Source organism: Agromyces sp. H66, assembly GCF_004959775.1.
Taxonomy (GTDB): domain Bacteria; phylum Actinomycetota; class Actinomycetes; order Actinomycetales; family Microbacteriaceae; genus Agromyces.
Genome location: NZ_SJZG01000003.1, coordinates 125,198 through 137,931, shown reverse-complemented (window position 1 = coordinate 137,931; position 12,734 = coordinate 125,198). Strand labels below are relative to the sequence as shown.

Annotated in this window: 11 protein-coding genes; 6 read left to right on the top strand and 5 right to left on the bottom strand. The window is 72.7% G+C overall.

Going from position 1 to position 12,734, the window contains the following annotated elements:
* Positions 1–28 precede the first annotated feature (28 nt).
* Both EZM51_RS06450 and EZM51_RS06445 read right to left on the bottom strand, forming a co-directional pair.
* Positions 29–1,228, bottom strand: a complete 1,200-nt coding sequence (locus tag EZM51_RS06450; protein ID WP_211195835.1) for an ATP-binding protein — start codon at positions 1,226–1,228, stop codon at positions 29–31.
* A gap of 11 nt (positions 1,229–1,239) precedes the next feature.
* A complete protein-coding gene (locus tag EZM51_RS06445) occupies positions 1,240–1,896 on the bottom strand; it encodes a response regulator transcription factor (RefSeq protein ID WP_136707431.1) in 657 nt (218 codons plus the stop codon).
* Positions 1,897–2,023: 127 nt separating this feature from the next.
* Here EZM51_RS06445 and EZM51_RS06440 point away from each other — a divergent pair, with 127 nt between their 5' ends.
* The 4 genes from EZM51_RS06440 to EZM51_RS06425 are packed head-to-tail and all read left to right on the top strand — an operon-like array spanning position 2,024 to position 5,545.
* Complete coding sequence (locus tag EZM51_RS06440) at positions 2,024–2,614, top strand: hypothetical protein (protein ID WP_136707430.1); 591 nt, start codon at positions 2,024–2,026, stop codon at positions 2,612–2,614.
* A complete protein-coding gene (locus EZM51_RS06435; RefSeq protein ID WP_211195834.1) occupies positions 2,611–3,678 on the top strand; it encodes a peptidoglycan-binding domain-containing protein in 1,068 nt (355 codons plus the stop codon). The genes EZM51_RS06440 and EZM51_RS06435 overlap by 4 nt, the downstream gene beginning before the upstream one ends.
* Positions 3,675–4,334 (top strand): ABC transporter ATP-binding protein, encoded by a 660-nt coding sequence (locus EZM51_RS06430; protein ID WP_136707429.1) that lies wholly within the window; start codon positions 3,675–3,677, stop codon positions 4,332–4,334. Before EZM51_RS06435 ends, EZM51_RS06430 begins: the two co-directional genes overlap by 4 nt.
* On the top strand, positions 4,331–5,545 hold the full coding sequence (locus tag EZM51_RS06425; protein WP_136707428.1) for an ABC transporter permease: 1,215 nt from the start codon (positions 4,331–4,333) through the stop codon (positions 5,543–5,545). Before EZM51_RS06430 ends, EZM51_RS06425 begins: the two co-directional genes overlap by 4 nt.
* 3 nt (positions 5,546–5,548) lie before the next feature.
* Here the strand turns inward: EZM51_RS06425 and EZM51_RS21020 are convergent, their stop codons facing one another.
* The gene (locus tag EZM51_RS21020) at positions 5,549–7,645 is read right to left on the bottom strand and encodes a peptidoglycan DD-metalloendopeptidase family protein (protein ID WP_248305499.1); all 2,097 of its coding nucleotides are present in this window, start codon (positions 7,643–7,645) and stop codon (positions 5,549–5,551) included.
* Between the two features lie 130 nt (positions 7,646–7,775).
* On the bottom strand, positions 7,776–9,350 hold the full coding sequence (gene hutH, locus EZM51_RS06415) for a histidine ammonia-lyase (RefSeq protein ID WP_136707427.1): 1,575 nt from the start codon (positions 9,348–9,350) through the stop codon (positions 7,776–7,778).
* Between the two features lie 179 nt (positions 9,351–9,529).
* Between hutH and EZM51_RS06410 the strand changes: the two genes are divergently transcribed.
* Together EZM51_RS06410 and EZM51_RS06405 are read left to right on the top strand one after the other, a co-directional pair.
* Positions 9,530–10,315, top strand: a complete 786-nt coding sequence (locus EZM51_RS06410; protein WP_211195833.1) for an IclR family transcriptional regulator — start codon at positions 9,530–9,532, stop codon at positions 10,313–10,315.
* Positions 10,316–10,367: 52 nt separating this feature from the next.
* On the top strand, positions 10,368–11,312 hold the full coding sequence (locus tag EZM51_RS06405) for an NADP-dependent oxidoreductase (RefSeq protein ID WP_136707425.1): 945 nt from the start codon (positions 10,368–10,370) through the stop codon (positions 11,310–11,312).
* Between the two features lie 35 nt (positions 11,313–11,347).
* On the opposite strand, the gene EZM51_RS06400 is transcribed toward EZM51_RS06405, so the two are convergent.
* A complete protein-coding gene (locus EZM51_RS06400; protein WP_136707424.1) occupies positions 11,348–12,709 on the bottom strand; it encodes an acyltransferase in 1,362 nt (453 codons plus the stop codon).
* Between the last annotated feature and the right edge of the window lie 25 nt (positions 12,710–12,734).

Here is a 12,734-nt window from a genome sequence, read left to right as displayed (position 1 = left end):
GTGGCGGGCGTCCGGGATCCCAGACGGGCTACTCGCCCGATCGACCGGGCTCGTACTGCTCGCCCGGCAGTACGACGGTGACCACGAGCCCCCCGTCGGGCCGCGCCGCGAGCTCGACGGTGCCGTCGTGCGCCTGCACGATGGAGCGTACGATCGACAATCCGAGGCCCACGCTCGGGGCATCCGCCATGCGTTCGCCGTCGAGGCGATGGAAGGGCTCGAAGAGGCTCCTGAGCTCGTACGGCGGTACGACGGGCCCGGTGTTCGACACCTCGAGCACCGCGCGCCCGTCGGCGTCGGTGCGGGTCTCGACGTGCACCCAGCCGCCCTCGGCGATGTTGTGCCGTACGCCGTTCTCGAGCAGGTTGCGCACCAGATGCTCGAGCAGCACCGGGTCGCCCGCGGTGGGCGCCTCATCGACGACGACCTGCACGTCGATGCCCGAGTCCGCGAACTCGCCGTCGCGGACGTGCTCCACGACGTCGGCGAGGTCGACGAAGCGGCGCTCCGGCAGCTCCCGCTCGGAGCGTGCGAGCAGCAGGAGCCCGTCGATGAGACGCTCGTGCCGGGCGTTGATCACGAGCAGCGCGTCGCCCAGGAGCCGCACGTCGGCCGACGCATCCGGCCGGTGCGTCGACACCTCGAGCAGCGCACGGTTCAGGGTGAGGGGAGTACGCAGCTCATGCGAGGCGTTCGCGATGAAACGGCGCTGCGCATCGAAGCTCGTGTCGAGCCGCGCGAGCATTCCGTCGAAGGTGTTCGCGAGCTCGGTGATCTCGTCGCGCGGACCCTCGAGGCCGATGCGTTCGTGCATCCGCCGGTCGGCATCGGGGGCGTCGGCGATGCGCCGGGCGGTCGCCGTGATCGTGGCGAGCGGATGCAGCATCCGTCCGGCGACGAGCCAGCCGATCCCCACCGCCAGGCCGCCGACGAGCACGACGGCGAGCGCGCCCTGCGTGAGGAACGTGCCCAACGCGTCGTCTCGGGCGGCGTCGACCACTTGGATGACGTAGTCCTCCGTCGGCCCTGCCGTGCCCGACCAGCCGGGTCCCTCCGAGACCTCCGACCTTCCGTCCGCCTCCAGCCAGCCCGCCTGCTGCACGATCGGCCCGCTTCCGTCGGCGAGGAATCGCTGCTGTACGAGCGCCCACGTGACGGCGAGCATCCCGACGCCGGCGACGAGGAAGAGCGTGCCGTAGACGAGGGTCAGCCGGGTGCGCAGCGTCATGTGGAAACGTCTCATCGGATGCGATACCCCACGCCGTTCTCGGTCTCGATGATCGGCGGATCACCGAGCTTGCGCCGCAGCTTGAGGATCGTGATGCGCACCACGCCGGTGAAGGGGTCGATGTGCTCGTCCCAGGCCTTCTCGAGCAGCTGTTCGGCCGAGACCGACGCGCCGTCGGCTCGCAGCAGCTCGACGAGCACCGCGAACTCCTTCTTCGACAGCGGCACGTAGCGTCCGTCACGCACCACCTCCCGGCGATGCGTGTCGACGCGCAGGTCGGCTCGCTCGAGCACCGGAGGCGTCGCGGGGCGCGAACGCCGGCCCAGCGCCTCCACTCGAGCGCCGAGCTCCGCGAACGCGAACGGCTTCGGCAGGTAGTCGTCGGCGCCCATCGAGAGGCCCGCGACCCGATCGTCGATGCTGCCGGCCGCGGTGAGCATGAGCACGCGCGTGGATGCATCGGATGCCGCAACCTGACGGCAGACCTCATCGCCGTGCACGACCGGCAGATCGCGGTCGAGGATCACGAGGTCGTAGTCGTTGACGCTGACCCGCTCGAGCGCCGAACCACCGTCGCCGACGACGTCGACCGCGTGCGCCGAACCGCGCAGCCACTCGGCCACGGCATCGGCGAGCAGCGGCTCGTCTTCGGCGATCAGGATGCGCACCTGCCCATTGTCACCCTGCCGCGTGTTTCGCGGGCGTTAGCGGAAACGGTCACGACCGGGAAACGCGCCGCCTGCTGATCTGGTGACCGGGGACGCGACCGGTGTCCCCTCGACGAAAGGACACGACATGTTCCGCACACGGAGGCGCGCGGCATCCGGATTCGCGGTGTTCGTCATCTTCGCCACGCTCGCCCTCGCCGGATGCGCCCGGGGGGAGACACCCGGGGTGGCCTCGCTCGGTGACGGGTCGACGACGAGCCCCACCGCGAGCGAGGCACCGGCCGAGGGCGATGCGGTGAAGTTCGCGGCGTGCATGCGCGAGCACGGCATCGACGTACCCGACCCCGACCCCGACGCGGACGGCTTCTCCATGTCGATTCCCCGCGGCACCTCCGAGGAGGAGGCGGATGCCGCGGTGGAGGCGTGCAAGGAGTTCGCGCCCAACGGCGGGGAACCCGTGCAGCTGAGCGCGGAGGACCTCGAGGGGATGCGCGAGTTCGCGAAGTGCATGCGCGAGAACGGCATCGAGGACTTCCCGGATCCCAGCGCTGACGGCGGCTTCCAGATCCCGTCGAGCCCAGGCGACCCCGACGCGATCGACCCCATGAGCCAGGAGTTCAGGGACGCCGAGGAGTCGTGCGCCCGGGTCCGGCCGGCGCCGCCCGGCGGCGGCGAGCCGGAGGGGCCGAGCACGCAGACCGGTGGGAGCGAATCGTGAGCGCCGTGAGGCGCGTGGGCTGGGTCGCACTGGGCGTCGTCGCGGTCGCCGGGATCGGGCTGACCGCGGCGGCCGGCGCCGGCTTCGGGTTCGCTCCAGCCACCTCGGGCGACGAGCAGGCACCGCCTGTGACCGCCGAGGTCACCAGGCAGGATCTCATCGCGACCACCGAGAAGTCGGGTGAGGTCGCCAACACGGGGGAGCGCACCCTTCGGGGGCGGGGCGGCGTGGTGACATGGCTGCCCGCCGCCGGCTCGGTGATCGAACGGGGTGGCCAGCTGGTCCGCATCGACGAGCGCCCGATCGTGCTGCTGTACGGGGAACTGCCCGCCTATCGGGCGCTCGAGATCGGCGCGACCGGCGCCGACGTGCAGCAGTTCGAGGAGAACCTCGCCGCCCTCGGGTACACGGGTTTCGACGTGGACACGTCGTTCACCTGGGCCACCGCTGAAGCGGTCATGGAATGGCAGGAGACGCTCGGCGTCGAGGAAACCGGCAGCATCGCGCCGGGCAGCGTGCATTACGCGAGCGGACCGGTGCAGGTCAGCGAGGTCTCGGCGGCGGTCGGCGACGACGCCGGCGGTGACCTGCTCGGCGTCGCGAGCCAGAGCCGGATGGTGACCGTCGACCTCGAGGAGTCGGATGTGCGTTACGCCGTGGTCGGCACCGCGGTCACCGTGACGCTGCCGGACGGATCGTCGTTCCCGGCTGCGATCTCGAGCGCCGAGACCGTGGTGATCCCCGGTGAGGAGGACCTGATGGGCGGTGGCGGCGACGACACGACCGTGCTTCGCGTGACCGTCGCTCCCGACGACCCGGCAGACCTCACCGCATACGGCTCATCGACCGCGAAGGTCGAGTTCGTGGCGGATCGGCGCGACGCGGTGCTCACGGTGCCGGTCGCCGCGCTCCTCGCGCTCGCCGAGGGCGGCTACGGGGTCGAGATCGTGCATGACGACACGTCGACCCTTGTCGCCGTGGAGACGGGGATGTTCGCCGACGGACGCGTGGAGATCACGGGCGACGACATCGCCGAGGGCGACCGGGTGGTGGTCCCCGAATGAGCGCGATCGTCGAACTGGAGCGCGTCGGCAAGCAGTACGACGGGGTGACGGCGCTGCACGACGCGAGCCTGGTCGTCGACGCGGGCGAGTTCGTCGCCATCGTCGGACCGTCGGGTTCGGGCAAGTCCACGCTGCTGCAGCTCATCGGCACGCTCGACCGGCCGAGCGCCGGCACGATCAGGGTCGACGGCCACGACGTGTCGAAACTCGGCGATCGACAGTTGTCGGGCCTGCGGGCGCGCCGCATCGGTTTCGTCTTCCAGCAGTTCCACCTCGCCGCCGGCGTGAGTGCGATGGACAACGTCGCAGAGGGCATGCTCTACCAGGGCATCCCGCTCGCGAGGCGACGGCAGCTCGCCGGCGAGGCGCTGGAGCGGGTCGGGCTGGGGCATCGACTCGCGCACCGCCCGCATGAGCTGTCGGGCGGTGAGCGGCAGCGCGTCGCGGTCGCTCGTGCGATCGCCGGCTCGCCCGGCATCCTGTTGGCCGACGAGCCCACGGGAAACCTGGACTCGGTGTCGGGCGGTGAGGTGATCGCCCTGCTTGCGGGACTCAACCGGGACGGCACGACCGTCGTCGTGATCACCCACGATCACGAGATCGCGGCGAGCGCCGGCCGGCGCATCGCGTTGCGCGACGGGGAGGTGCTGTCATGAGCCGGGGTGCCGCGAACGATGGACTGTCGCCCGCCCGGCTCCGGCTCGGAGACATCGTGCGCGTCGGCGGCGCGGGGTTGCGTGCCCGGCCCCTGCGCGTGGTGCTCTCGGCGCTCGGCATCGCGATCGGGATCGCGGCGATGATCGCCGTCGTCGGCATCTCGAGCTCGGGGCGCGCCGAGCTCGAGCGGCAGCTCGACCGGCTCGGCACCGATCTGCTTCGCGTGGCGCCCGGAAGCGACTTCTTCGGCGGTGACGCGACGCTTCCAGACGAAGCGCTTGCGATGATCGAACGGATCGGCCCGGTGACGGATGTCTCGTCCATCGGCTCGGTCAGCGCCAAGGTGTATCGCAGCGACCTCATCCCGGAGATGGAGTCGGGCGGGATCGCGACCTACGCCGTGAGCCTCGACCTGCCGGAGACGCTCGGGGCGACGCTCCGCAACGGCACCTGGCTCAACGCGGCGACGGCGCAGTATCCCGTCGTGGTGCTCGGTGCGACCACCGCTCGCCAGCTCGGCATCCACCGGGCGGCCGCCGACGTGCAGGTCCTCGTCGGCGACGAGTGGTTCACGGTCGTCGGCATCCTCGATCCCGTTCCGCTCGCGCCCGAGCTCGACTTCGGGGCATTGGTGGGCTGGCCCGTCGCCGAAGAGGTGCTCGGCTTCGACGGGCACCCCACGACCGTGTACACACGGTCGGACGAGGCATCCGTCGACGCCGTGCGCAGCGTCCTCGCCGCGACCGCGAATCCCGAGGCTCCCAACGAAGTCGACGTCTCCCGGCCGTCGGACGCGCTCGCCGCGAAGGCCGCCGCCGACCAGGCGTTCACGGGCCTCCTGCTCGGCCTCGGTGCCGTGGCGCTCGTCGTGGGCGGGGTCGGCGTGGCGAACACCATGGTGATTTCGGTGATCGAGCGCCGTGGCGAGATCGGCCTGCGCCGCTCGCTCGGCGCCACCCGCGGGCACATCCGGTCGCAGTTCCTCGCGGAGTCGCTGCTGCTCGCGCTCGTGGGCGGGGTGGCGGGGGTCGTCCTCGGCGTCGCGGCCACGACGGTCTTCTCGGCCGTGCAGTCGTGGCCGACCCTCGTGCCGCTCTGGGCGTCGCTGGGCGGCGTCGCGGCGACCGTGCTCGTGGGGGTCATCGCGGGGCTCTACCCGGCGGCGCGCGCGGCGCGTCTGTCGCCGACGGAGGCGCTGGCCGCGCCGTGAGCCTCAGCCGAGCGTGATGCCGCGGGCCGCCATGAACGGGATCGCGTCGACCGCGATGCCGCCGAGGCGCACCTCGAAGTGCAGGTGGCATCCGGTCGACGCGCCCGTCGAGCCCACGGCGCCGATGAGCTGGCCGGCCGCCACGGTCTGCCCGGCGCTCACCGCGTACCCGCCGTCGACGAGGTGCGCGTATCCGGTGGAGACGCCCGAGCCGTGGTCGATCAGGATCCAGTTGCCGTAGGTCCCGTTGCGGCGGGCCTCGACGACCACGCCGCTCGTCGCGGCGAAGATCGGCGACCCGCACGAGGCCGAGATGTCGGTGCCGCGGTGGAAGTCGTTGACGCCCGGCAGCGGCTTGTTCGGTCGCGGCCCGAAGCCGTCGGTGAGCCGACCGGTGACGGGGAGCGCCCAGCCCTGGTCGCTGAGCTGCCCGGTGTCGGACGGCAGCGAGGCGATGAGCGACAGACTGCTCGCGGCGAGCCGGCTCTGGTCGGCGGCGCGCTCCTGCAGCGCGGCGAGTGCGGCGCGAGCGTCGGCCAGTGCCCGCTCCGCGGCGGTGACGTCGCGCTCACGCTCCTCGACCGGCACCGCGTCGACCGCGGCCCATGCGGCGTCGGCGCGCTCCTGAGCGGCCTCCGCCTCGTCGGCGCGCTCCTCGGCGATGGCGAGCAGCGCCTCGGCGTCACCGTGGATCTGCGCGACCCGCGCGACGCCGCCGAGACCGGCGAGCAGGTCGTTGCCGGCTCCGAACACGGCGTCCATCGACGAGATCGTGGTGCCGTCGCCCTGTGCGGCGGCGAAGTAGACGCGGCCGGCCGCATCGGCCTCGAGCTGCGCCGCGTCGGCGGTCTCCTGCATGAGCTCGGCGACCGCACGCGCCTCCACGCGCATCGATCGGGCGTCGGCGAGGGCCGCCTCGGCGGTACGCAGGGCGGCCATGGCACGGTCGATCTTCGCGCGGGCGGCGACGAGCGCCGCCGACTGGGCGCTCGTGGTGGTGTTCGGCGAGGTCACCTGTACGACGGGCCCGTCGCCGGAGAACGTGACTGGCGCGCTCGGCAGCGGAGTGCTGGTCGCGGGTGGTTCGGTGGGTTCTTCGGTGGCGGGTGGTTGGGTGGGTTCTTCGGTGGCGGGTGGTTGGGTGGGTTCTTCGGTGGCGGGTGGTTCGGTGGGTTCTTCGGTGGCGGGTGGTTGGGTGGGTTCTTCGGTGGCGGGTGGTTGGGTGGGTTCTTCGGTGGCGGGTGGTTGGGTGGGTTCTTCGGTGGCGGGTGGTTGGGTGGGTTCTTCGGTGGCGGGTGGTTGGGTGGGTTCTTCGGTGGCGGGTGGTTGGGTGGGTTCTTCGGTGGCGGGTGGTTGGGTGGGTTCTTCGGTGGCGGGTGGTTGGGTGGGTTCTTCGGTGGCGGGTGGTTGGGTGGGTTCTTCGGTGGCGGGTGGTTGGGTGGGTTCTTCGGTGGCGGGTGGTTGGGTGGGTTCTTCGGTGGCGGGTGGTTGGGTGGGTTCTTCGGTGGCGGGTGGTTGGGTGGGTTCTTCGGTGGCGGGTGGTTGGGTGGGTTCTTCGGTGGCGGGTGGTTGGGTGGGTTCTTCGGTGGCGGGTGGTTGGGTGGGTTCTTCGGTGGCGGGTGGTTGGGTGGGTTCTTCGGTGGCGGGTGGTTGGGTGGGTTCTTCGGTGGCGGGTGGTTGGGTGGGTTCTTCGGTGGCGGGTGGTTGGGTGGGTTCTTCGGTGGCGGGTGGTTGGGTGGGTTCTTCGGTGGCGGGTGGTTGGGTGGGTTCTTCGGTGGCGGGTGGTTGGGTGGGTTCTTCGGTGGCGGGTGGTTGGGTGGGTTCTTCGGTGGTGGGTGGTTCGGTGGGTTCTTCGGTCGCGGGTGGTTCGGTGGGTTCCTCGGTCGTCGGCGGGTCGCTCGGCGTCGGCTCCTCGGTGGTCGACGTCTCCGTCGACACCGCCGGATCGGTCGGCTGGACCTCTTCCGCGTACGCGGGCGTGGCGCCGCCGAGGCCGAACAACGCGACGGCCGTGACGGTGGCGACGACGACGCCTCGATGACCGCCGCCGCGTGCGTACCACGGGCGTTGTGGAGTGAAGTCCATGCGGTCGGGCGTCATATGGTTCCGTTCGGCGTCGGCCCGGGAGCCGATCGGGTCCAGTCTGACATCGCCGCCCGGGTGAGACAACACCCCCAGTCCCCGGTATCCACCCCGTTCGGGGCACAGGGAATGCGGCTCCCGAACCGACTCAGTCGAGCCGCCCCGACGCCGCTCCGGCGCGGTCGAGCACGGCGCCGGAGGCGACGAGGCCGGCGATCGCCTCGATCTCGGGCGAGAGGAACCGATCGGGGCCGGGCACACCGCCGACCTGCGCCACGAGCGACACCACCGCCCCGGTCGCCGCGCCGGGCTCGAGCGGGGCACGCAGTGCGAGGCCGCGCGCCGCCGTCATGATCTCGATCGCGAGCACGCGCGTGAGTCCGTCGATCGCGCGCCGGAGCTTCCGCGCCGCCGCCCAGCCCATCGACACGTGGTCCTCCTGCATGGCCGACGACGGGATCGAGTCGACAGATGCCGGCACCGCGAGCCGCTTCAGTTCCGACACGATCCCCGCCGCCGTGTACTGCGCGATCATCAGGCCCGAGTCGACGCCCACCTCGTGCGCGAGGAACGGCGGCAGCCCCTGGTTGCGCGAGCGGTCGAGGAACCGGTCGGTGCGCCGCTCGCTCATGCTCGCGACATCCGCCACCGCGATCGCCAGGAAGTCGAGCACGTACCCGACCGGCGCGCCGTGGAAGTTGCCGTTCGACTCGACGCGACCGTCGAGCGTGAGCACCGGGTTGTCGATGGCGCTCGCGAGCTCGGCGTCGGCGACGGATGCCGCGTGCGCGAGCGTGTCGCGCGCGGCGCCGTGCACCTGCGGCGCGCAGCGCAGCGAGTACGCGTCCTGCACGCGCGTGCACTCGGGACCCTTGTGGCTCGCGACGATCGGCGACCCGGCGAGCAGGCGCCGCAGGTTCGACGCGGATGCCGCCTGCCCGCGCTGCGGGCGCAGGGCGTGCAGGTCCTCGGCGAACACCGCGTCGGTGCCGAGCAGCCCCTCGATGCTCATGGCCGCCGCGACGTCGGCGGTGGCGAGGAGCATCCGGAGGTCGTCGATCGCGAGGGCGAGCATGCCGAGCATCCCGTCGGTGCCGTTGATGAGCGCGAGGCCCTCCTTCTCGCCGAGGCGCAGCGGCGTGATGCCGGCGGCGCTGAGTGCGGTCGCGGCATCCGTCGGCTCGCCCGAACCGACCCGCACCTCGCCCTCGCCCATGGCGACGAGCGCGCAGTGCGCGAGCGGCGCCAGGTCGCCCGAGCAGCCGAGCGAGCCGTACTCGCGCACGACCGGCGTGATGCCGGCGTTGAGGATCGCCGCGTACGTCTCGGCGGTCTCGCGGCGCACGCCGGTGCGTCCGGTCATGAGCGTCGACAGGCGCAGCAGCATGAGCGCGCGCACGACCTCGCGCTCGACCTCGGCACCCGAGCCGGCGGCGTGCGAGCGCACGAGGCTCGCCTGCAGTTGGGCGCGGCGGTCCTCGGCGATGAACGTGGTCGCGAGCGCGCCGAACCCGGTCGAGATGCCGTAGTGCGGCTCGGGGTCGGCGGCGAGTCCTTCGATGACCGCGCGGCTCGCGGCGACGCCGTCGAGCGCGGCCGGGTCGAGTGTGACGGATGCCCCGTGGCGGGCGACCGCCACGACGTCCTCGATCGCGAGCGGTCCGGTGCCGACGGTGACGGATGCCGCAGCGGCACGGGCGGGCGTGGGCGCGATGGTGCTCATGCCTCCGATTCCACACCGCGCCCGCGCGAGCGGGAACGGTGCCGTCGCGGCATCCGTCCGGGATCCCAGACTCGGCGTAGGCTGGCCGCGGCTGCCTGTTCGCAGAGTCGTCAGTGATGGCGCCGGATCGGCACGGGAGGCAGCCATCACCGACGAGTCGATGAAGGGCGGGGGTGGGGATGGAACACGTGTCGAAGGTGCCGGCGGCCGACCAGGCGCTCGCGATCCTCGCGCACCTCGCGGCGCAGCGCGGGCCGGTTCCGGCCGCCACCATCGCGAGCGCCCTCGCCCTGCCCCGCTCGACGGTGTACCACCTGCTCGCGGTCATGCAGCAGCGCGGCTTCGTCGTGCACCTCCCCGAGGAGCGCCGCTACGGCCTCGGCATCGCCGCCTTCGAGCTCTCGAGCGGGTTCAGCCGCCAGCAGCCGCTCGCCAGGCTCGGGCGTCCGCTCGTGGCCGGGCTGGTCGACCGGCTCGGCGAGTCGGGGCACCTCGCCGTGCTGCACGGACGCGACGTGCTCTACCTCGTCGAGGAGCGCGCCCCGCGCCGTCCCTCGCTCGTGACCGACGTGGGCGTGCGCCTGCCCGCACACCTCACCGCGACGGGTCGCGCGATGCTCGCCGAACTGCCGCCCGCGCAGTTGCGCGCCCTGTATCCCGACCGGGCCGCGTTCGCGACGCGGCATCCCCGGGGCGAGGGGGAGGCCGATGACGACTGGAGCTACGGCCGGTTGAAGCGCGTCCTCGCCACCGTCCGCGAGCAGGGCTGGGCGGGCGAGCACGGGGAGGTGACGGGCGGGCTCGCCTCGGTCGGCGCCGCCGTGCTCGACCACCTCGGCTGGCCGGCCGCGGCCATCGCGATCACGTACCCCGAGGACTCGGCGCCCGAGCTGCAGCCGCTCGTGGTTCCGGCCGTGCGGGAGGCGACCGCGACCCTCTCGAAGCGCATCCTCGGCGCCCGGTAGCGCCTGTGGGATGGCTAGCGTGGACGGAGAGTCGACGACGAGGAGATGGCACATGGCGCAGTTCATCCGATACCGCGAGCACGGCGGTCCCGAGGTGCTCACCCTGGTCGAGGGACCAGTGCCCGAGGCGCCCGCCGGCAGCGTGGTCGTCGAGGTGCGTGCGGCGGGCGTGAATCCCGTCGACTCGAAGATCCGCAGCGGCAGGCGCGGCACACGCGACTTCAGCGAACCGCAGGGGCTGGGGGCGGATGCCTCGGGCGTCGTCGTCGCCGTCGGCGAGGGCGTCGACGGGGTGCGGGCCGGCGACGAGGTGATCGTGCACAGCGCATCCGGCGCGTACGCGAGCCACGTGGTGGCGAAGCCCTCGCAGCTCACGCCCAAGCCCGCGGCGCTGAGCTTCGAGCAGGGCGCCGCGCTCGGGATCCCGGCGGGCACGGCCTACCAGGTGCTGCGTTCGCTCGGCCTCCGCGAGGGGGAGACGCTGCTCCTGCATGCCGGGTCGGGCGGGGTCGGCCAGGCGGCGATCCAGTTCGCCCGGGCGTGGGGCGCCAACGTCGTCGCGACGGCGTCGCCCGGCAACCACGAGCGGCTGCACGAGCTGGGCGCGGTGCCGGTGTCGTACGGCCCGGGTCTCGTCGATCGACTGCGCGCGGCGTCGCCGCGCGGGTACGACGTCGCACTCGACGCGGCCGGCACCGACGAGGCCATCGAGGCCTGCCTGGAGCTCGTCGCCGATCGGTCGCGCATCGCGACGATCGTGCGCATGATGGACGCCGCGGATCTCGGCATCCGCACGTGGTCGAGCGCCATCCCGTCGACCATGGGACCGGAGGAGCTGCGGCTGCGCGCCGAGGGCGTCGCCGAGGCGGCACGGCTCGCGGCCGAGGGCCGGTTCCACGTCGAGGTCAGCGCGCGCTACCCGCTCGCCGAGGCGGCGGACGCGCAACGCGAGAGCGAAGCCGGGCACGTGCGGGGCAAGATCGTGCTGATCCCCTGAGTCGGCGGCGCGGGCCGGCCCGTGGGCACGTCGCGCTACCGCGACCTGCGCTGAACCGCGGCCAGCAGCGGTCCGCTGCCGCGCAGCGCGATCGCGAGCAGTGCGAGTGCGACGACAGCCTGCAGCGGACCGAACCCGGCCACGAGCACGACCGCGACCCCCGCAACTCCGCACGCGGCGTCGAACGCCGTCGACCACGCGGCCGCCGCAGTCGGCCGGTTCGACGGGGCTGCGGATGCCGCGGGCGATCCCGTGCGGGACATCCGGCGCCCCCGCTCGAACCGCGCGAACACGAGCACGACGGGCACCACGGCGGCCGCGCCCACGCCGAGCCACAGCGGACGGGACGCCCACCACGCGGCGCTCAGCGGCTCGGGCAACGCGAATCCGAAGGTCGCGTTCGCGACGAGCAGCACGCCGGCGAGGGCGACCAGCACGGGCATGTGCCACAGGTACACGGTCATGGCACGGTCGCCGAGCGCGGCGATGGCGCGCGAGGCATCCGCTCGCCCGACCCAGGCGCGGATGCGTGGGCGAGTCAGCTGGAAGAGCGCGAGCTGCGCGACGCCGAGCACGACGAGGCCGACCGTGGGCGGGTTGAGGTTGTCGTACATGTCGACGGGGTACGGGCCGATCACCGTGAGCACCGCGAGGAGCGAGAGCGCGCCGCCGGCGATGCCCCACAGGGTGCGGCGCGAGAGCCGGTCGAGGCCGCCGTCGGCGAGGTGGAAGCCGAGCTGCTGCACGAGCAGCCACACGAGCAGGAGGTTCGCCAGCCCGATCGCCTCGATGCCCGTCGAGAGGCGCGTGACGTCCACGGCGACGACGGCACCGAGGAGCGCGAGCGGGGTGAGCACGCGGGCTCGCTCGTGCGCGCGGACCGTGAGCGGCACCAGCGCCGAGAGGCCGACGTACACGGCCAGGAACCACAGCGGCTGGCCGATGCGGAACCCCGCCGTCGCCACGACGTCCGCCGGAACCCCCGCGATCGAGAGGGCGACGAGCCCGGCGGCCACGACGACCACGACGGCGATGACCGGCCGCACCAGGCGGCCCAGCCGCCCCCGCACGTAGTCGGCGGGCGTCGCACCCCGCGAACGCATCGAACGCCAGTGGTGGAGGCTCGAGAAGCCGCCCGCGATGAAGAACAGCGGCATGACCTGCACGACCCAGCTGACGGGGGCGAACCAGGCCTGGTTCTCGAGGGCGTTCTCGAGCACCGGGCCGTCGGGGCCCATGGTGACGCCGAACATCATGGCGTGCAGCGCGAAGACGACGACGAGCAGCGCGATGCGGATCGCGTCGACGCTGGTGTCGCGCGCGACTCCCGAGCGCTGCCGAGCGGATGCCTCGCCGCGAACGGATGCCCCCACCGGACGTGCCAGGGTGTCGGTCATGATCGTGCCCCATCCGGGCGGTCCC

Coding starts and splice junctions, on each gene's coding strand:
- EZM51_RS06450 (WP_211195835.1), bottom strand. CDS start 1,228: ATGACGCTGCGCACCCGGCTGACCCTCGTCTACGGCACGCTCTTCCTC.
- EZM51_RS06440 (WP_136707430.1), top strand. CDS start 2,024: ATGTTCCGCACACGGAGGCGCGCGGCATCCGGATTCGCGGTGTTCGTC.
- EZM51_RS06430 (WP_136707429.1), top strand. CDS start 3,675: ATGAGCGCGATCGTCGAACTGGAGCGCGTCGGCAAGCAGTACGACGGG.
- EZM51_RS06425 (WP_136707428.1), top strand. CDS start 4,331: ATGAGCCGGGGTGCCGCGAACGATGGACTGTCGCCCGCCCGGCTCCGG.
- EZM51_RS21020 (WP_248305499.1), bottom strand. CDS start 7,645: ATGACGCCCGACCGCATGGACTTCACTCCACAACGCCCGTGGTACGCA.
- hutH (WP_136707427.1), bottom strand. CDS start 9,350: ATGAGCACCATCGCGCCCACGCCCGCCCGTGCCGCTGCGGCATCCGTC.
- EZM51_RS06410 (WP_211195833.1), top strand. CDS start 9,530: ATGGAACACGTGTCGAAGGTGCCGGCGGCCGACCAGGCGCTCGCGATC.
- EZM51_RS06405 (WP_136707425.1), top strand. CDS start 10,368: ATGGCGCAGTTCATCCGATACCGCGAGCACGGCGGTCCCGAGGTGCTC.
- EZM51_RS06400 (WP_136707424.1), bottom strand. CDS start 12,709: ATGACCGACACCCTGGCACGTCCGGTGGGGGCATCCGTTCGCGGCGAG.